Origin of the sequence: Candidatus Thiodictyon syntrophicum (assembly GCF_002813775.1) — a bacterium.
GTDB classification, from domain to species: domain Bacteria; phylum Pseudomonadota; class Gammaproteobacteria; order Chromatiales; family Chromatiaceae; genus Thiodictyon; species Thiodictyon syntrophicum.
Map to the genome: position 1 here is coordinate 209,102 of NZ_CP020372.1, position 18,768 is coordinate 227,869.

The 18,768-nt window shown below is 68.2% G+C and carries 16 protein-coding genes, 1 pseudogene and 1 riboswitch; of the genes and pseudogenes, 3 read left to right on the forward strand and 14 right to left on the reverse strand.

Translation table 11 applies throughout. From position 1 onward, the window contains the following. Positions 1–267 precede the first annotated feature (267 nt). The 14 genes and pseudogenes from THSYN_RS32145 to THSYN_RS32205 form a co-directional block, all read right to left on the reverse strand. A complete protein-coding gene (locus tag THSYN_RS32145) occupies positions 268–1,143 on the reverse strand; it encodes an energy-coupling factor ABC transporter ATP-binding protein (protein ID WP_100923138.1) in 876 nt (291 codons plus the stop codon). Beyond that, positions 1,140–1,892, reverse strand: coding sequence for a cobalt ECF transporter T component CbiQ (cbiQ, locus tag THSYN_RS32150; protein WP_100923139.1), 753 nt, complete (start codon positions 1,890–1,892; stop codon positions 1,140–1,142). Before cbiQ ends, THSYN_RS32145 begins: the two co-directional genes overlap by 4 nt. Then, on the reverse strand, positions 1,879–2,832 hold the full coding sequence (cobJ, locus tag THSYN_RS32155) for a precorrin-3B C(17)-methyltransferase (protein WP_100923140.1): 954 nt from the start codon (positions 2,830–2,832) through the stop codon (positions 1,879–1,881). The genes cbiQ and cobJ overlap by 14 nt, the downstream gene beginning before the upstream one ends. After that, positions 2,825–3,250 (reverse strand): cobalamin biosynthesis protein, encoded by a 426-nt coding sequence (locus tag THSYN_RS32160; protein WP_100923141.1) that lies wholly within the window; start codon positions 3,248–3,250, stop codon positions 2,825–2,827. The genes cobJ and THSYN_RS32160 overlap by 8 nt, the downstream gene beginning before the upstream one ends. A 70-nt stretch (positions 3,251–3,320) precedes the next feature. Next, complete coding sequence (locus THSYN_RS32165; RefSeq protein ID WP_100923142.1) at positions 3,321–4,082, reverse strand: cobalamin biosynthesis central domain-containing protein; 762 nt, start codon at positions 4,080–4,082, stop codon at positions 3,321–3,323. 6 nt (positions 4,083–4,088) lie between these two features. Then, a complete protein-coding gene (gene cobI, locus THSYN_RS32170; protein ID WP_100923143.1) occupies positions 4,089–4,889 on the reverse strand; it encodes a precorrin-2 C(20)-methyltransferase in 801 nt (266 codons plus the stop codon). 285 nt (positions 4,890–5,174) lie between these two features. After that, complete coding sequence (gene cbiE / locus THSYN_RS32175; RefSeq protein ID WP_100923144.1) at positions 5,175–6,569, reverse strand: precorrin-6y C5,15-methyltransferase (decarboxylating) subunit CbiE; 1,395 nt, start codon at positions 6,567–6,569, stop codon at positions 5,175–5,177. After that, on the reverse strand, positions 6,562–7,713 hold the full coding sequence (locus tag THSYN_RS32180; RefSeq protein ID WP_100923145.1) for a cobalt-precorrin-5B (C(1))-methyltransferase: 1,152 nt from the start codon (positions 7,711–7,713) through the stop codon (positions 6,562–6,564). Before THSYN_RS32180 ends, cbiE begins: the two co-directional genes overlap by 8 nt. A 193-nt stretch (positions 7,714–7,906) precedes the next feature. After that, positions 7,907–8,725: an HNH endonuclease gene (locus THSYN_RS34635; RefSeq protein ID WP_157818091.1), complete on the reverse strand. Its 819-nt coding sequence runs from the start codon at positions 8,723–8,725 to the stop codon at positions 7,907–7,909. Continuing rightward, positions 8,722–9,405, reverse strand: coding sequence for a precorrin-8X methylmutase (locus THSYN_RS32185; protein ID WP_100923146.1), 684 nt, complete (start codon positions 9,403–9,405; stop codon positions 8,722–8,724). The genes THSYN_RS34635 and THSYN_RS32185 overlap by 4 nt, the downstream gene beginning before the upstream one ends. Continuing rightward, complete coding sequence (locus THSYN_RS32190) at positions 9,402–10,301, reverse strand: sirohydrochlorin chelatase (RefSeq protein WP_100923147.1); 900 nt, start codon at positions 10,299–10,301, stop codon at positions 9,402–9,404. Before THSYN_RS32190 ends, THSYN_RS32185 begins: the two co-directional genes overlap by 4 nt. A gap of 1 nt (position 10,302) precedes the next feature. Beyond that, a complete protein-coding gene (gene cobM, locus THSYN_RS32195) occupies positions 10,303–11,127 on the reverse strand; it encodes a precorrin-4 C(11)-methyltransferase (RefSeq protein ID WP_100923148.1) in 825 nt (274 codons plus the stop codon). A 307-nt stretch (positions 11,128–11,434) separates the two neighbouring features. Further along, a riboswitch (cobalamin riboswitch) is annotated at positions 11,435–11,659 on the reverse strand. Between the two features lie 445 nt (positions 11,660–12,104). Then, positions 12,105–12,965 (reverse strand): DUF3050 domain-containing protein, encoded by an 861-nt coding sequence (locus THSYN_RS32200; protein WP_236849064.1) that lies wholly within the window; start codon positions 12,963–12,965, stop codon positions 12,105–12,107. A 71-nt stretch (positions 12,966–13,036) separates the two neighbouring features. Continuing rightward, positions 13,037–13,729 (reverse strand): annotated as a pseudogene (locus THSYN_RS32205) (DUF1015 family protein); the annotation flags it as partial. A gap of 573 nt (positions 13,730–14,302) precedes the next feature. Here THSYN_RS32205 and THSYN_RS32210 point away from each other — a divergent pair. The 3 genes from THSYN_RS32210 to THSYN_RS35100 all read left to right on the forward strand — a co-directional run bounded on the left by THSYN_RS32210 (position 14,303) and on the right by THSYN_RS35100 (position 18,749). After that, positions 14,303–14,890 carry a hypothetical protein gene (locus THSYN_RS32210; RefSeq protein ID WP_100923150.1) on the forward strand — a complete coding sequence of 196 codons (588 nt, stop codon included), beginning with the start codon at positions 14,303–14,305 and terminating at the stop codon, positions 14,888–14,890. Positions 14,891–15,234: 344 nt separating this feature from the next. Then, positions 15,235–18,393, forward strand: coding sequence for a PKD domain-containing protein (locus THSYN_RS32215; RefSeq protein WP_172965422.1), 3,159 nt, complete (start codon positions 15,235–15,237; stop codon positions 18,391–18,393). Beyond that, the gene (locus tag THSYN_RS35100; protein WP_172965423.1) at positions 18,393–18,749 is read left to right on the forward strand and encodes a hypothetical protein; all 357 of its coding nucleotides are present in this window, start codon (positions 18,393–18,395) and stop codon (positions 18,747–18,749) included. Before THSYN_RS32215 ends, THSYN_RS35100 begins: the two co-directional genes overlap by 1 nt. Positions 18,750–18,768: the final 19 nt, after the last annotated feature.

The following is an 18,768-nucleotide window of genomic DNA, read 5'->3' on the forward strand; positions in this document are numbered from 1 at the left end:
CTGGATGGAGCGTAGCGGAATCCAGGTGCTCGCTACAAGCTGCTGATATCTATTATATCCGCGAGGTTGTCCCCGGATTCCGCTGCGCTCCATCCGGGCTACGGGGAAGCCGCAGCGACCACTTCCCCGATCTCCTCTCTATCCCCCGCACGCCCTTGCAGGTCGTAGCCTGGATGGAGCGCAGCGGAATCCAGGTGCTCGCTACAAGCTGCTGATATCTATTATATCCGCGAGGTTGTCCCCGGATTCCGCTGCGCTCCATCCGGGCTACGGGGAAGCCGCAGCGACCACTTCCCCGATCTCCTCTCTATCCCCCGCACGCCCTTGCAGGCGCGCGACCAGGGCAGCCTGGGTGCGGGGCGGTCCCCCCGGCCCATCGGCGACCCCCAGGGCCACGGCCAGGGCCAGCAGCGTGGGCGTCTTCAGGTGCGCGGCTTGCAGGCGCTCGGGATCGGCCAGGGTCGCCAGAGCCTCGCCCTGGCAGAGCACCAGGCCTTGTCCCAGGATCGCAACCTCGTCGGCCCAACTGTAGGCCAGGTCGACATCGTGGGTGGAGAAGACCAGGGTCGTGCCCGCCAGGCGCAGTTGCTCCAGGGCGGCCAGCAGGTGGGCGACACCGCGGGGGTCGAGCCCGGCGGTGGGTTCGTCCAGGATCAGGACCTCGGGCTGCATGGCCAGGACCCCGGCGATGGCGACCCGCTTCTTCTGCCCGAAGCTCAGCGCATGGGTCGGGCGCTGTGCCAAGGCGGTGATGCGCAGCGTCGCAAGCGCCGCCTCGACCCGCGCCCGCACCATCGCCTCCGCCAACCCCTGATTGAGCGGACCGAAGGAGACGTCCTGGTAGACGGTGGCCGAAAAGAGCTGGTCGTCCGGCTCCTGCAACACCAGCCCGACCCGGTTGCGCCAGGCACCGAGCGCCCGCCGGCCATAGTCGGCGGCCTGGCCGTCCAGCAGCACCTGGCCGCGGGCGGGCTTGAGCGTGCCGTTCAGGTGCAGCAGCAGGGTGGTCTTGCCGCAGCCGTTGGCACCCAGGAGCGCGAGCTTGCGGCCCCGCGGCACCGTCAGATCCAGCCCGCGCAGCGCCGCGATTGCCCCGGGGTAATCGTATTCGAGCCCCCGGGCGGCCAGGATGGGCGGGCTCATGCCAGGGCGCGCTCCAGCAGGAGCGACCCCAGTGCGACCGCCAGCAGCAGGCCCCCGATCCCCGCCAGGCGGCGCGGCGACAGGCGGCGCTGCGGCGTCAGGACCCGCAACTCGCCGACATAGCCGCGCGCGGCGAGCCCGACCTCGAGCCGCCGCGCCCGCTCCAGGGCGCGCTGGAACAGGGTCGCGACCAGGAGCCCCAGCGACCTGAGACTGCGGCGCCTGGTGCTGTAGCCCTGCCGCGCGGCCTGGGCCTGCTGACCCGCCAGGGCGCGCTCCATGAAGATGAAGATCAGCCGATAGATCAGGAGCGCGATCTCGACCACGGCCGCCGGCACCCCTACGCGGCGCAGCCAGGGGACCAGTTCCGCGACCGGGGTGGTCAGCGCCAGACAGGCCAGGCAGGACAGTGCCCCCAGTGAGCGCAGCGTCACCGTCAGGGCCGCCGCCGCCCCCGCGGGTGAGTAGGCGAGGCGGACCCCGTCACTCAGATCGAGCGAGAGCGCGAGAAAGGGCGCACTGGTGAGCAGAAACCCCGCGGGCAGGGCCATGACCCCCAGGAAGGCGCGGGCCGGGACCCGGGCCCCGACCACCGTCGCCCCGGCCATGAGGGCGCACAGCAGGGGCCCGGCGGTCAGGGGCGGCAGGGCCAGGGCCAGGAGCAGGCCCCCGCCGGCGAGCAGCAGCCGCTCCCCGGGGTGATGCCGGTACCAGCGGTTGGTCCAGGCGTAGCGGTCAATGGCGTACATCGGCGTCCGGGGCGTCCAACAGTTCGGCGATATAGCGGGCCGGCAACTGGTAACGGGCGGCGAGCTGCTCCACGCCCTCGGTACTGGCGCGGATCGCGGCAAGCCAGGCGTCCAGCCCGCTGGAGAGCGAGGTCCCGGCGCGCTCCCCCGCGACCGTGGTGCCGCCGGCCAGGTCATACTTGTTGGTATAGCCGCGGGGGGTGATCAGGAGCCCGTGGCGCACCTGGGTCTGACTGTTGCCGATCAGGACCGTCGTCAACATCCCGATCTCGCACCCGGCGAGCGCCGCCAGCGTGGTGAGTTCGACCCGCTGGCGCGCCCGGAAGGCGGCGTGGACCAGGGCGACCGGGGTCTCCGGGCGGCGATGGCACAGGAACAGGCGTTGCGCCTCCTGGAGCTGGCGGGTGCGCCGCCCGCTCTTGGGGTTGTAGAGTGCGCAGACGAAGTCCGCCGCCGCCGCCGCGTTGAGCCGCCGGGCAATCACCGGCCAGGGCGTCAGCAGGTCGGACAGCGAGATGGCGCAGAAGTCGTGGCTGAGCGGGGCGCCCACCAGGGCCGCGCAACTCGTCAGCGCCGTGGCCCCGGGGACGACCTCCACCGCAAAGCCGGTTTCCGGCGTCCAGCCCGACTGGAACAGGACCTCGAAGGTCAGCCCCGCCATCCCATAGACCCCGCTGTCCCCGGACGAGATCAGGGCCACGGTGCGGCCCGCCTGGGCCAGTTCCACCGCCAGGCGGGCGCGCTCCACCTCCTCGGTCATACCGCTCTTGACCACCTGCTGGTCACCGACCAGATCGGCCACCAGGCGCAGGTAGGTGGCGTGGCCGATCAGGGTATCGGCCGCGGTGATCGCCTCCCGGGCGCGCCCGGTCATGTGCTCGCCCCCCCCGGGGCCGAGCCCGACCAGGAAGAGTTTGCCGGGGGGCTTAGGTTCAGTCATCGTCGATCCTCGCAATGGACACCGTGGCGTGCTTGCCCGCGGCATCTTGCAGTTTATGTTTTTCCAGGAGCAGGGGGCCGCCCGCGCGTCCCGCTGCCAATAAGGCCGCCGCCGCGCTGACCGAGGGCGTGCCCGTATGCCGAAGCACCGTCGGCGATGGATTGGGCACCGGTACCGCCGCCAGTTGGGCGGCGCTATAGAAGCGCAGAGGCCAGCCGTGGACCGCGGCGAGCTGCACCAGCCCCGCCTCATCCGCCTTGAGGTCGATGCTCGCGGCAACGACCACCTGACCAAGCTCGGCAGCCAGCCCGGCCAGGGCCTCGACGACCGCCCGCTCGAGGGTTGCAAGCGGGGTGCCGCGGTCGCAGCCCAGGCCCAGGGCGAGGCGCGGACGCGCGGGGATGGGGGTGGCAGCCATGCATTCTCCTTCAGACGGAAGTACGCTAATACAGAGGACGCGACATCGACTGGGGGCCCGTACTCACGTACTAACGTACTAACGTACTTTCTTGAGCCAGGTAGACGATCACCGGACCACCGAACCCCGCGGTCAGGCTCGCGGGGGGGGTACCGCTGCCGATCCAGAGCAGGGCGCGATAGCCGCCTGAGTCCAACGCCTTACCGGGGTCCAGGCAGTGCAGGTTGGGCGGCAGCGGCCCGTCGCGGCCATTGGCATGACCGCGCCACCAGTCCGGGCTGCCGGACTCCTGTACCAGGGCGACCGGCTCCCCGTTGACCACCGCGGCACTCGCCCGCAGCAGGTCCGCGGAACTTGCCTGAAGGGTCCAGCCCAGTTCGCGCCCGAGCAGGTCCACGGCCAGGGTCTGCTGCACGTCCGAGGCGGTCGTCAGCACCGCGGTCGCCCCCAAGACCCGCGCGACGTGCCCCGCCAGGGCATTGGCCCCGCCCAGGTGGCCGGAGAGGACCGGGATGACGAAGCGCCCCGCCTCGTCGAGCGCCAGCACCGCCGGGTCCCGGTATTTATCGCGCAGGTGCGGGGCGATCAGCCGCACCAAGGCGCCCAGGGAGAAGGTGGCGATGATGGCCTCCCAGTCCGCGAACAGGCCCGGCATCAGGTCCCGCGTGGGCCCATCGTGACCGGTGTGGGCACCCGGGGCGGCGACCGCGGCCACCGAACCCAGGGCGGAGGGAACGAACAGGTGCGCCCCCGGCAGGGCCGCGACCAGCCTCCCCGCCAGGGCGACACCCGGGCGGGTGATGGCCAGCACGGCAATCCGCTTCGGATTCATTCGCTATTAATCCTCCTCGATCACCGGCATGGGTAAGGGCTGCCGGGTCCCGGAGCACCCCCGCGCCAAGTCCCCGCGCACCCGCCCGGGGTTGCGAACCAAGAGCAGCGACAGATAATTGACCCGCTCCCCGCGCAGGATGCCGACCCCGGTCACCACCCGCTCGTCCGGGGTGCCGACCTTCTCCACGAAGCAGGCGTGCGCCGTCAGCCCGCGCCGCTCCAGCAGGTCCAGCAGGGGATCGAGCAGGGGCTTGACCTTGAGCAGGACCAGGGTGTCGAAGGCGTCGATCAACCCCTCGATGACCTCGATGCCATAGGCCGCGGGGATCACCGCGAAGGTCCCGTCCTCCTCCACCAGGGGCACGGCGAGCCGGGCGGCGGCGGCGTTGAAGGAGGGCACCCCGGGGATGACCTCCACCGCGCCCCCCAGGCCGCGCACCACCCGCGCCAGGTGGCCGAAGGTGGAATAGGTGGAGGCGTCGCCCTCGACCAGGAACAGCAGGTCCCGCCCCTCGGCGAGCAGCTCGCCACAGCGCACCCCGGCGCGGGTCCAGGCCAGGGCCAGGATCTCGGGGTTGCTGGTCATGGGAAAATGCAGTGACTCCGCATCCGCCGGCACCGCCAACCCCGCCCGGCTCACGATGTCCAGGGCATAGGAGGCCGCGTCCTTGCCCTTGACCGGATAGACCCAGCGCCCCCCCGACTGCAGGACCTCCCAGGCGCGGCGGGTGATGAGGCCCGGGTCGCCGGGGCCGAGCGAGACGCCGATCAGGCAACCGGGCGGGCGGGATGAAGAATCAGACATGGGGCGCTTCCGCTGACAGGATGAAGAGGGTTAGTCCGCAAATGAACGCAAATGAACGCAAATAAGAAACAGGCAGAGAAGCTGTGCCATCAACATGCCCAGTTCTCGTCCTCATGACAGCACTCCAGGCCCGCTCTGTATCAACGCTTGAGGTGCGCGAAAACGATGGGTTTCGCTGCGCTCTACCCATCCTACGCAGTGTCTCCGGCGGTGTCACGCCTGTGTCAGTCGCTCGGCGCCCCGTGCACCGGCGGCCGATCACGATATCAAGGTCTTTTTTTGCGTTCATTTGCGTTTATTTGCGGACAATAAATCTTCATCATTCGGAAGGCGAGCGGCGGTCAGTATCCAGACCGGGTTCAATGCGGCCAGCCGGTGCAGGCCGCGGATCGGCCGGCTGCGCGCCAGCGCGAGCTGGATCAGGTCCCAGGCCAGATCGGCCCGGTCCAGGGCCGCGGTGGCGGTCGCCAGATTCTCCAGCGTAACCAAATTCAGCACCAGGTGCCCGCCCGGGCGCAGCCGACCGGCGACAAGTTCGATCAGCGCCTCCAGGCCCCCGCCCGAGCCGCCGATGAAGACCGCATCCGGGTCCGGCCAGGCGTCCAGACCGGCCGGCGCCTCGCCTTCATAGAGGCTGTAATTGCCGGCGCGCAGGCGCCGCGCGTTGGCCCGCGCGTCCGCCGCCTGGGCGGCGGCGCGCTCGATCGCCCAGACGTGACCCGCATAACTGATCCGGCTGGCCTCCAGACCGACGGCCCCGGAGCCGGCCCCGATATCCCAGACCAGGCTGTCCGGCCGCAGGGCGAGCTTGGCGAGGCTGACTGCCCGCACCTCCAGCTTGGTAATGAGCCCGGCACCCTCCCCTACCCGAGGCCGCTGCTGTGCGAAGTCGCCATCCGCCAGGCCAAAGACCGGGTCGGACCCTACCATGTGGGAGCGGCGTCCCGCCGCGACACCCGCGCCGCCGCGACCAGGCTTGCCGGCCGCACCTCGCTCCAGCCCCCGCTCCAGGATGACGATATTGGGCCCTGCAAACTCCAGCCCGGCCGCCTCCTCCAGGCTGAGATCCGGGAACAGCGCCTCGTCCGGACAGTCGAGACGGGCGGCGACCGACAGGCTGATCTCCTCCCCGTAGCCCACCGTCAGCAGCGCCCGGGCGATCCGGTCCGGCCCGTTCTCGGGGCTCGTGAAGACCCCCACCAGCGGGTACTGGGCCACAGCCTGGACCACCTGGTACAGGGCATGGGCCGGGGTCGCCCCCGGCTCCCACTCGCCCGACCCGGCGCTGTGGCAGGAGGCGATATGGGCGCCCTGCCAGGGCACCTTGAGGCGCGCGCAGGCCAGTTGCAGGGTGGACGGGGCCGGCAGGACCTCAATGGCCGCCGCCCCCAAGGCCGCCATCAGCCGCCCGCCGATACCATGGCAGAGCGGGTCACCCGTGGCGAGCACGGCAACCCTCAGCCCCTCCGCCCAGGCTTGACGCACCCAGCCCGGGACCTGGGCCAGGGCGCCGTCCATCGGCAGTTGCCTGGCACCCGGGGCCAGCCGAGATGCGACCAGGTCCAGGGTCCGGGCGGCGCCGATCACGCACCCCGCCGCGGTCAGCCGCGCCCGTGCGGCGTCGGCCAAGCCCGGCCAACCGTCGTCCAGGATCCCGATCAGGGTGCAGGTCTCAGTCATCGACGTCGTCTCCAACGCTGACCAGCGGTTGACCCGCGAAGTCGCAGGCCAGCAGCGTCAGTCGATAAGGCCCCGGGTAGCAGCGGCGCAGACTCTCCATCGCCCGCAGGGCCACGACCCGATGCAGCGGCACCGCAAGCCCCAGGGCCTCCAGACGCTCCGCGGCGAAGCGGGCGGTCGCCGCCACGCGGATCTGCGCCACCAGATCCGGCGGGGCCCCGACCTCGGCGGCCACCGCGGCGATCAGGTCCCGGTCCAGCGGGGCGCGCCAGGCATGGGTCACCGCCAAGCCCTGGGCCATCTTGGTGAGCTTCCCCACCATGGCCCCGACGATGAGGTGCCGCATCCGCAGCTTGATCGCACTGGTAAAGGCCGCCTTCACAAAATCGCCCATCTGCACGAAACAGACCTCCGCCAATCCTGGGAGCGCCGCCATCGCCCCCTTCTCGGTGCGCCCGCCGGTGGTGAAGACGACGGTGGTCTGCCCCTGGAAGGCCGCCACCCGCACCGCCTGGACCAGGGCGGCACGAAAGGCCGCGGTGGAATAGGGCCGCACGATCCCGGTGGTCCCCAGGATCGAGATCCCGCCCAGGATACCGAGCCGGGCGTTCAGGGTCTTGCGGGCCATCGCCTCCCCGCCCGGGACCGCGATGGTCACCTCAAGCCCGTCCCCCGCCGCCAGCAGCGCCGCGCCCGCGGCCCGGACATTCTCCGCGATATTGCGCCGCGGCACCGGATTGATCGCCGCGCTGCCTACCTCCAGCCCCAGCCCCGGTCGGGTCACGACCCCGACCCCGGCACCGCCCCGCAACAGCACCGCGCCCGCCTCCCCGGGGAGGCGGCGCACCAGCGCCGTCAGGTGGGCACCCTGGGTCGCATCCGGGTCGTCGCCCGCATCCTTGATGGAGACCGCTTGGGCCAGGTCGCCCGCCGCCTGTCCCTGGCAGATGGCAAAGACGACCCGTTGGCCGTTGGGCAGCAGACAGTCCACGGACTCCGGCACCCGGCCCTGGACCAGCCCCAGCGTCGCCGCGGTCGCCGCCGCCGCCGCGTTGGCCCCGGTGGTGAAGCCGGTCCGATCGCCGCGACCGCGGCGGGCGTCGCCTTTGGGTGCCCGCGGCCGCGTCTTATGGCCGTCGGTCATCCTGCCATCCGGAAATCGCGCCGCAGCGGATCGCTATCTAGCGCATCCACCGCAATATTGCTCTCAGCGAAGGATCGGGCGGTCATAACACTCATCGGCTTTCACAATCTGGCCGTGTGGGAACGAGGTAACTCATCTCCCAAGTAGAATCATGCATTGCAGGGTCAGCTGCGATTCAGCGATGAATCGCGATTCACGTCTGCGCCAAGGCGTACATTGCGCGCAGGTCCTCGACCGGCCTCGGCGGGTCAGCATCGAGATGTACCAGTGCATGGCAGTTTGGGCACAGTACAGCTAACTCTTCGACTTTGGTGAGACTCGGTTCCGTGCGCGAAGATATGGCATTCTTGTGGTGTACCTCAAGCACTCGCACGCCACGACCTGCCAATAGACGGGAGAAGTCCACGGTGCAACCCTCGCAAACCCCCTTCGCTCTGGCGAGCGCCGCGGTTCTTAGGCTCGCATTGCGTCCATGTTGGAGGGAACGAACTTCGCGAACGCGACCCTCAACCGCTTCAACTACCTGCGTGACTGACATCGGAGCAGCCTGCTGCGCGATTGGAATGGCCTTCAAATCGGCCTCTGACACGAAACCGTCGGATTTGCAGTGGACGCAAAGACGAACCTCGACGCCATTGTTGCGTGCCCAGTCTGCGAGTGAGCCAGCTCCGGCGCCAAGTACCTTTCGCTTCCGGGTAAGCGAGTAAGGTCCGGTATCTGGTTCAGCCGACCAATTTGTTGATCCGAAGTGTTGACACTGTGAACCGTGGAGCTTCGCCTTGGTCTGCGTATCCAGGTTCAGGAGCGTCCCATTCGGGTTCGCGGCACGCCAAGCCTGAAACGCGTCGTGAAACGATTGGCCAGAAATATCTTGAAATTCTTGCAGCATGAGCTTCGCCGGAATGCATTGTGGCGCCTGAACGGCCTTGATCGTAATATTGGCCACCCTGCCATCCGCGAGATCGCTGGTCCGCACAGCGGACCCTACGGGCTCCTGCGGATAGCGGATCAAGCGACCGGTTCGTCAGGCCCTGCCGCCAATGCCAGTAGGGCATGGATGGCCGCAACCACCAGTGTAGCCCCCCCCTTGCGCCCCTGCACCAACACCCAGGGGACCTCCGTGACCTCGGCCAGCATCGCCTTGGACTCCGCCGCCGAGACGAAGCCCACCGGCATTCCGATGATCAGGGCCGGGCGCACCCCCTCCTCCGCGATCAGGCGCAGGACCTCCAGCAGGGCGGTCGGTGCGTTGCCGATGCCGATGATAGCGCCGTCCAGGAGCCCCATGGCCTGGGCCTTGCGCATCGCCTGCACGGCGCGGGTGGTGCCTTGAGCCTGGGCCTGCGCGATCACGTCCGGGTCGGCGATGAATTGATAGGGACGCAGCCCAAAGCGGGCGAGCCGGGCGGGCGAGAGACCGGCCAGGATCATCCCCACGTCGGCCACCAGGAGCCGACCGCCCCGGCGCAGCGCCGCCAGCCCGGCCGCGACCGCCCGCGGATGGAAGGCGGTCAGGCCGTTGAGGTCGAAGTCCGCGCTGGCGTGGATCATACGCCGCACGACCGCCCACTGGCCCGGGTCGTAGGGGTGGGGACCGGCCTCCGCGTCGATGATGGCGAAGGATTCGTCCTCGATGGCCCGGCCGGCGCGGGTGACTTGGGCGGTGACAGACGGGGCTGCGGGGCTGTTCATGGGTGTCCTGGCGCCTCGAGATGCGCGGTCATGGGGTCGACTGGTAGGGCCGGGGCGATCCGGGTGTGGTCGTGGCCGTGCAGGTGCAGGCCCTCGGCCGCCGTGCGGTATTTGCAGCCGTCGCACTCCAGCAGCAGGCCGGCGGGCTGGTCCAGTCCCTGGGCGCGGGCGTCGAGCAGGTCGAAGATGGCCGGGTCCTGGCCGAAGTAGTCCGCCAGGGCGAAGGCGACCCCGGGATAATGGGTGCGCAGCCGTCCGACCTGGGCACTGATCCGCTCGGTCAGTCGGCCGGCGAAGAGATAGACCGGCAGGATGGCGATCTGGGTCATGCCCAGGCGCGCCTGGCGCTGGACCGCGGTCTCCAGCCGCGGCCAGGCAATGCCGGTGAAGGCCAGATCCACCAGGTCGTGGTGGTTGGCCTCGAACAACCAGCGCGCCAGACGCGCCAGTTCCCCGTTGGCCCCGGCGTCCGAGGACCCGCGCCCCAGGAGTATGACCCCGGTGGTGCGGGGGTCGGGCCGGGCCAGCCCATCCATCAGGCCGTCGAGCCGCCCCTGGAGCAGGCCCAGGACCTCCGGCCCCATCCCGAGATGCCGTGCGACGGCAAAGTCCACCCCGGGGTGACGCGCCCGGGCCGCCGCGACCGCGGCCGGGATCTCCATCTTCACATGACCGGCGGCGTTGAGGATGAAGGGAATGACCAGCACCCGGCGCGACTCGCGGGCAGCCAGGTCCAGGCCGGCGTCCAGCAGCACCGCGTCCCACTCGATGAAGCAGGTCGCGATGCGCCAATCCGGATGGCGCGCCCGCCACAACTCGGCGAACCGCAGGGTCTCGGCATTGCCCCCCTGGAAGCGGGAGCCGTGGCCGACCAGCAACAGGGTTGTATCGTCCATCTTATTTGCGTTCATTTGCGTTCATTTGCGGACAATCGTCTGCCGGCGCCGGGCCGGCGGCCCGCCGGAAGCGGTGCCCGAAGCCCGGGTCATAGAGCTTGGACGCGGTGAGTTCGGGCCAGTGGCGGGCGCCCAGGGTGGGGCTGGCGATGATCATGGCCTGGGAGGCGATGCCCAAGTCGCGGCAACGCCGGTCGATGTCGTCCAGGCGTCCGCGCACGATCTGCTCGGCACCCGGCCAACTCGCCTTCTGCACCACCAGGATGGGCGCGTCCGGGGGCCAGCCGGCGGCGCCCAGGGCCTCTTGGACCTCCGGCAGCAGGGTGGCCGACAGATAGATGCACAGGGTGCAGCGGTGGGCGGCGAGGGACGCGAGCGACTCGCCTTCCGGCACCGGGGTGCGCCCGGCCGTGCGGGTGAGGATCACCGTCTGGGTGACCTCCGGCAGGGTCAAACTCTCCCCGGCCGCCGCCGCGGCGGCCATGGCGGAGGTGACGCCCGGCACCACCTGCCAGGGGATGCCGGCCGCGTCCAGGGGGCGGGTCATCTCGGTCAGGGCACCGTAGAGCCCCGGGTCGCCGGTCTGCAGGCGCACCACGGTCTCGCACTCACCGGCCGCGGCGGCGAGCCACGCGACGATCTGCTCCAGGGTCATGGCTTTCGAGTCCTGCAGCCGACAGCCGGGCGGGGCGAAGCGGGTCGCCGCCGCGTCCACCAGCGAGCCGGCATAGAGGATGGCCCCCGCCTGCTCCACCAGTCGGCGCCCCTTGACCGTGATCAGGTCCGGGTCCCCGGGCCCGGCGCCGACGAACCATACGCTGCCCATGGCGCGAGCCCCGCTCAGGCGCGGGCCGACAGGTAGACCCGTCGGCGGCGCGGCACTGGGGCGGCGGCGAACGCCCGCGCGAGGCGGCTGGGGCCGGGGGCGCTCGACATGATGATGAACCTCGTGACGGTAGTTGGAATCCGAGGTGATAAGCGGGGACGGGCGATGCGTGCGCCCGGCCCGCCGGGACGGCAGGCCGGCGACGCTGGTCGCGGCAGACAGGGGTTGGAGCGCAAGGCGGTCTGCCGGCGGGCCGCAATGGCCCAATCGGCAACCTGATCAGCTCGGGCCCGCACCCCGGGGCTCACACCAGTTCACGCCCTGGGCCGGTCTTCTGGCTCACCCTCATCCGGGGTTGCGCCGCCTTCCCGCGCGTGAGGCGCGCAGTGGCGTGTGGCGATCCCGTCAGGCTTACAGCAGCGGGGGCTGCGCCGGAGTACACGGCCGCGCAAGCGCGCCCGCGGTCACCGGACTTCCCGTTTCACCCCGCGGCACGGTCGCACCGCGGGGCACCCAAAGTGAGACGGTAGGATAAGCCAGGCATGGCGGCGGGGGCAAGCGAGCGACTCAACTTAGAAATCAATGGTGCTGGATGACGCCGCGACGCGGACACACCGCGGCCCGATTCCCCCTAGATCCCCGTGCATCGACCCTCCCCACGGGTTACCGTGAAAGTCCGGCGGGAACCCTGTGGGAGCGGCTTCAGCCGCGACGAGCCGCGCAGGGAACGCGGCATCGGAGTTCGCCGCGGCGCCGCATCGCGCCCGGAGGCCGCTCCCACAAGCAACTGCCATGTTCCGGGGTGTCGACCCCCCTTCATGGCCGTTAGCCAAACTGTGCCCGGAATTGCCCGGATCAGGATTCGGCTTCCAGATCCCGGATGCAGGGCACAGATGCGCAAGCGGCCGGTGGCGCATCGGCGCCGCCCGCGCAAGCTGTCAGTGCCGGCGTCAGAGCAAACAACGAAACGTGAAACTTCATGCGTATGCTACCGGACGAGTGGGGGCCCGACTGCTGACGCTTGGGACTCTTAGCGCGAGCAGCGTGCCATCCCAAAGTTGGTGGCGAGCAGAGAGTGCTTCGCGCGCCGCCGCGCGTGCGCTCAGCAGCGCATCCGACTGCTCACCCGCAATTGCGCTGAGCAATCTGGCGGCCGCTGGACCATGCGCCTCGGCATCCAGTTGAATGTGTCTGCGCAGATAGTAGACGAACCTCGGCGCTGATTCGGCCGACAAGCCCCAGTGATCCAGCAGCCCTTGAAACATCTCAGGAATGATGCTCTCGCGACCGTAGAAGAAGCTCGCCATGGTCTGCAACGTGGAACCGTTGATGGCAGTGTTCAGAGTGCTGCGTACAAAATCGCGCGCGACCGCAGGTATAGCAGGTGACTCCAACGCCTGGCTCCAATGCACGCCGCGTTGCTGTGCAGCAATGAACTGGCTGAACGGCGCGGTGTCGGCGCCAACTTCGGCCATCGCGCCCAGATAGAGGTCCAGATGGCTGGCTGCCTCGCCGTCGGGGCCGACATCGCTTTCCTCCGCGAGGATAATCTCGTTGATGAGCCTCGCGGCCTCCGCGTTCGTGGGCGGCAGCCACGGCAACGACAGCGCGGTCAGATCGCGTTGCAGGCGTTTCGCCAGCGACATGAAATCCCAGACTGCGAATACATGCACTTGCATGAATTGCCGCAGATCAGCCGGTTCGCGAATGGCCGCGAACAGCGGGTGACGTTGCAGTCCGGCGCGCAGGGCATGCAACTCGCTGTCGAGGACGGGATCCTGCAAGTTTATCATTTCAGGCTTCTTGTTTCTGACGTCGATGACGGATAGGCAATTCAATCACGCGAGACCGGATGGGCCCACTGATCATAGCCGCGCTAACGACACCGGGCAAGGGGGTTTGCGGCCGATCAGTCCAGGACCAGACTGACCACCCCATCCGCCAGCTTGGGCTCGAACCAGGTGCATTTGGGCGGCATGACGGCACCCGCCTCGGCCAGGGCCAGCAGGTCGGCAAGTGCAGTCGGGTAGAGCGAGAACCCCAGGCGCCAAGCCCCGCCGTCCACCTGCTGCATGAGCCCGGGGAGACCCCGGATGCCGCCGACGAAACCGATCCGGGGGTCCTGGCGGGGGTCCGCAATGCCGAGCAGCGGGGCGAGCACCTGGTCCTGGAGCAGCCGCACGTCCAGGCGTGCTGCCGGGTCCAGCCGCAGTTCGGCCGACCGGGTGCGATCGGGATTCAGGGTCAGCCGGTACCAGGCGCGGTCCAGGTAGAGACCGAACTCGCCGCGCCGGCCGGGCATGACGGGCGCGGCACTCGGCACCAGCGCGCCACACTCCCCGAGCCGGTGCAGGAAGGTCGCGGCGTCGCGGCCGTGGAGGTCGCGCACCAACCGGTTGACGGCCAGCACCCGCGGCTGATCGGCCGGGAAGCTGACCGCCAGGAAGCGGTTGTACGCCTCGGCCCCGGTGTGGTCTTGGTTGGCCGCCTGGCGGGTCGCGCCGATGCGCGCCGCGGCGGCGGTGCGGTGGTGACCGTTGGCGATAGAGAGCCGCCGCTGGGCCTCGAAACCGGCCGTGAGTCGTTCGATTGCCGCGCGGCCAGAGCCGCTCCAGCAGCAGGATCGCGCCGTCGGCCGCTCCCAGCGGGTCCTGCCGGCTGACCGCCTTGATCTCCACCACCGCCTCCTTCAGGCGTTGGGCGGCCCGACTGGAACCGCGCCATCTGAACCCGCGGGCGCGAAGCCGCGGGCGAAAGGCCCAAGGGTAACTGGGCCGCTTCATGTGGTCAGGGTGCCGATGACGACGACCGTCGGCAGACGCTCGTCCGGTTCGCGGCGGTTCTGCGCGACCGCGCGCGGCCGGTCGATGATAGTCTGGCAAGCGGTTGGAAATCGTGTTCATGCTCAACAAGGATGGTAGGTGGGCTTCCCGGGTTTTTCTGTTCCGTCGCGCCTGAGACCCCTGAAGCGATCCCTTCCAGTGTCAGGAATTTTTACATTCCGAGTCGTTTCGTAAGAAATGATTTATACGCAAACTTCTGAAATTACTTCATAATATGATTTTGGTTCGGATATTGCCTAAGAATTTTCGGATTCCAGTTGTTGGGATCTTGAAAGATAGAGAGGGGAGCGAAGCCTAGCTGTTTAAGGTCGTGGATCAATGGGGGAGAAGGCATGCAAGACGGGAAATACGTACGCACTCTGGCGGCGGTGACGATGTTCGCATCGGTAGGTGCTTATGCAAGTTCTGTACCGATAGATCTCAATGATTTTCTGGCCGACCCAACGGTCGTCGTCTCGGGGGACGGATCCTCTGCGGCCTTCTCGGAAGATCCGGTTTTCGCAGTCGTTCTGCTGTCGAATGACCCCGGTCTGGGCGACCCGGTTGTGATCGTGCCGGGACCGGGCGTTTCGCTGGCGTTCGACTACGTTTTCAACGTGGGAGCCGGTGAGTCTGATGAATTTGGGGCCCTCCTGATCGACGCTGCGACAGGATCGAGCGCGGGGTTGGGTTATGAGTTTTTCGCGCAGGTCTCGGGTAGCGGGCTGGTGGAGATCAATATTTCCGCGCTCGTCGGCTCGACGCTGGGGCTGCGTTTTCAACTCACCAAGCTGTCTGGCGACAGCGCATTGGCTTCAACCGCGAACGTCTCGGACGTCAGGCTGGTGACCCAGGAGGCGCCGGTCCCCGCCCCCGTCTTCCTGCTGGCAGCCGGTTTGCTCGGGTTAATCCAGATCAAGCGCACCAACCGCGGTCCTTGACAAAACCGATTTTCTCACTATTCTTGCCCGTGTTAAGGGTGCTGGATGTCCTTAGATGATCGCGGACAGTGGCCAAAGCCTGTGGTAGGCAAGTTTTCTGTAGCGGTTTCGGGGCCTGTCGATTGCTGGCTATTTTGTTCGCGTCCGGCGAGCAGAACCGGGGGGTAAATATGGGAAGGGGTGTCTGGGCCGCATGCCTGCTAATCCTCGCCTTTTTGGCGACGCCCACCTTTTCCCTGCACGCCGCAGATATCGGTCTCGCCGATCTCCAGATGATCCAGCCAAGCGACATGCGCGCCGCGTTTTTGCGTGCACGAACGGATCGCCGCACGGGGGATACCACGATGGCGGCGCAGCTGACCAACCTCACCGCATCGACAATCACCGGCCCCCTCTACTTGGTGATCACGCGGATAGACTCTCCCGCGGTCGTCATGAAAGGCGCGGACGGGGTCACCAGGGAAGGCAGTCCTTACTATCTGATACCCGGCCCCTGCGGCCCCGGTCAAACGGTCTCCAAGGATGTGGTCTTCGCCCCCACCAGCGGTACCCGTCTGCTCCGCTTTAACGTCTACCCCGACCTGTACCGGCTGGCCCCTGCCAACCAAAGGCCCGTGGCCCAGGCTGGGCCAGATCAGCAGGCGCGGGTCGGCACCCCCACTGCACTGGACGGCACGGATAGCTACGACCCCGACGGCGACCCCATCACCTTGACCTGGAGTCTCCTGGAAACGCCGAGTGGCAGCACGGCTGTCCTTGACGACAACACCCTTCCCAATCCCCGTTTCACGCCCGACCTACCCGGCGCGTATCGGTTTTCGCTGACGGTTGCGGATGGTTTCCTGTTCAGCCAGCCCGACGAAACCGTTGTGACGGCGGCCGCAACGATGGCGCCTCCGAACGCCAACGCGGGGCGCGACCAATGGGTCAGCCTTGGTGAGACGGTCCAGTTGGACGGAGCGGGCAGCCGCGAGCCGAACGACCTGCCGCTGACGTTCGCCTGGACCTTCTCGGCAATCCCCTCCGGCAGTCTGCTGACCACCAGCGATATTGTCTCCGCGACCAATGCACAGGCCCACTTCGTCCCGGATGTCACGGGGCTCTACGGCCTCGCCCTGACGGTCGGCAACGGCCTACTTAACGCCGGCGACGGCATGCTGGTCGATGTCCGACAGGCCAATGTGCCGCCGACCGCGGTCGCGGGTCCCGATACCGCCGTCAAGCTTGGCGACGCCGCGACTCTCGATGGCAGTGCCAGCCGTGACCCGGACCACGCGCCGGCCGCGCTCACCCATCGCTGGAGGCTGGTCGCGCGGCCATCCGCAAGTGCCATCGGCTCGCAGGACATCGTGGACGCCGATCGTGCAGTCGCGCGCGTCACCCCGGACGTCGAGGGCATCTATGTCGCGCGCATCGAGGTCGACGATGGTCAGTCTCAGGATGGGGACAATACCGCGGTTATTGCGGACGACACGCCACCGACGGTTACGATCTCCTATCCGGGCGAGGGAGCCGTCCTGGCGTCCAGACGGCCAACGATCACGGTCGCCTTCAGTGATGACGGTGCCGGAGTCGATAAAGACAGTTTCCAACTCTTGGTGAACGGGGCCGATGTCACCAGCGCCGCGAGCGTCAACGAGGGCAGCGCCGGCTACACCCCCGTGGTCGACCTGCCCGGCGGTGCGAACGAGGTGACTGCCCGCGTCGCCGATCGCACGGGTAACCTGGGCCAGGCGAGCCATCGCTTCAGCATTACCGTATTCCGCGCCATCGCCGATTGCGGTCCGACGCTGGGGACGGCACCGCACACGGTGACCTACCGCAGCCGCGGTCAGTTCACCGGCGGCAGTATCGTGCGCTATCGCTGGGACCGCGACGGCAATGGGACCTACGACACCAGCGACTCGGTGCCCGCTGACTACACCTGGATCTTCAACAGCCCCGGCACCTATAACGCCGTGCTCGAGGTCCAGAACAACCTCGGTGCCGTGGCCACGGAGAGGTGCGCCGTGACGGTACAACGGCAAGGACCCACGGCGAGCGCGTCCGCGACACCCTCCAACGGACCCGTACCCCTTGCGGTTACCCTCACCTGCGCGGGGCAGAGCCAGAATGGTTCCATTACGCGCTGGGAGTGGGACTACGAGGGCGATGGCGTCTACGACTATACGTCGACCACCAGCGGAACTGTCTCGCATACCTATGCGACGGTCGGCGATTTCTCGGCCCGTTGCCGCGTCACCGATACGGCTGGCCTGATCGGGGTTTCGGGCGTCATCAATACGACCGTGCGCCCCCGTCCGCAGGGCTCTCCTACCGTGACGGCGACCGCCAGCCGCATCAGCGGTATTGCCCCGGTCGCCGTAACCCTCGGCGGCACCGTGGTGGGCGGCGGTCCCATCCGACTGTACGAATGGGACTTCGAGGGCGACGGCATCGTCGATTACTCCTCACCGACCACCGCGACGGTCAGCCGCACCTACCAAGCCGGCGGGGTCTTCGGCCCGACCCTGCGCGTGACGGACGATGTGGGTCAGACCAGTGCCGACAGCATTGCCATCGAGGTCGATGTCACCGCCGGCCTCAGTATTCCCACTGACACCTTCCTTCCCGACAGCGGCGGGACGGCAACGGTGCGCACCACGCTGTCGGGCACGGTTCCGGTGCGGATCGTCATTCGCGACGGCGCCGGCACGACCGTGCGTAGCCTGATCAACGGGTCGCGCGTCGCCGGCACCTACAACGACAGTTGGGACGGCCGCAACGACTCCGGCACGCTGTTACCGGACGGCAACTACTACGCGGTACTGCAATACGACATCGGTGCCACGACCAAGCAGGTCGATCTCACCGCGACCACCGGCGGGACGCGCTACAACCCAACCCGCAACAACGTCGGCGGCACCTTCTCGCCGTTCGCCAACGATCCCCTGGATATCGTCTTTACCGTGCCGAGCAGTCAGGGTGCCTCCGAGATACTCGCCTTTGTCGGCCTGTACAATACCGATACCCGGCTCGTGACCTTACTCGATCGCAAGCCCTTCGGGGTGGGGACTCACACCATCTATTGGGACGGCCTGCTGCCCAACGGGTCACGGGCGGTCGCGCCCCCCGGGGACAGCTTCCTGTTCGGCATCTGGGGCTATCGGCTGCCGGACAATGCGATCTATCTCGCCTCGGCCCCGATCATCTCCAGTTTCTCGGTCCAGCCCACCCGATACAGCCCGGCCCGCGACGGCAGTCGGCCGCTCCAGGTCCGCTTCGATCTGAGCAAGGCCGCCGACCTGGACCTGTCCGTGACCAATCTCGCGACCGGCGGCGTGGTGTTCAACGGACGCTTCCGGGGCTTCACGGCCGGCGCCGGCAAGGTCTTGAGCTGGGATGGGCGCAACAGCAGCGGACTCCTCCCGGACAAGGGTGAGTACCGTCTCGCGCTCACCGCCATCGACGGCTCCGGCAGTACCTCCTTGACCCGTTACCTGCTGATCCGGGTGTTCTACTGATGAAGACCAAGACGTTCGTCTGCGGTGCGTGCGGCGCACTGCCGCTCGCCATCCTGATCGCCAATCTCAGCGGGATCGGGAGCGCCGCGGCCGGGGAGTTGACCCTGACCCGCTATATCGATCTGAGCATCGCCCGCCTGGAGCTTTCCAAACAGGCATGGACCACCACCAAACAGCCGCCCAGCCGCGAAGCCATGGCGGCGCTGTTCGCCGGATTCGGCAGCGACGAGACCGACTATCTGGCCTACACCAGTGCCCACCGCGAGGCGATCGACGGCTACCTGTCCGCGCACCCGCAGGCGCGGCAACGCATCGACGCGCTGAGCGCCGCTATCGCCGGCGCCATTGCGGAATAGAGACCAGGGAGATCCCGAT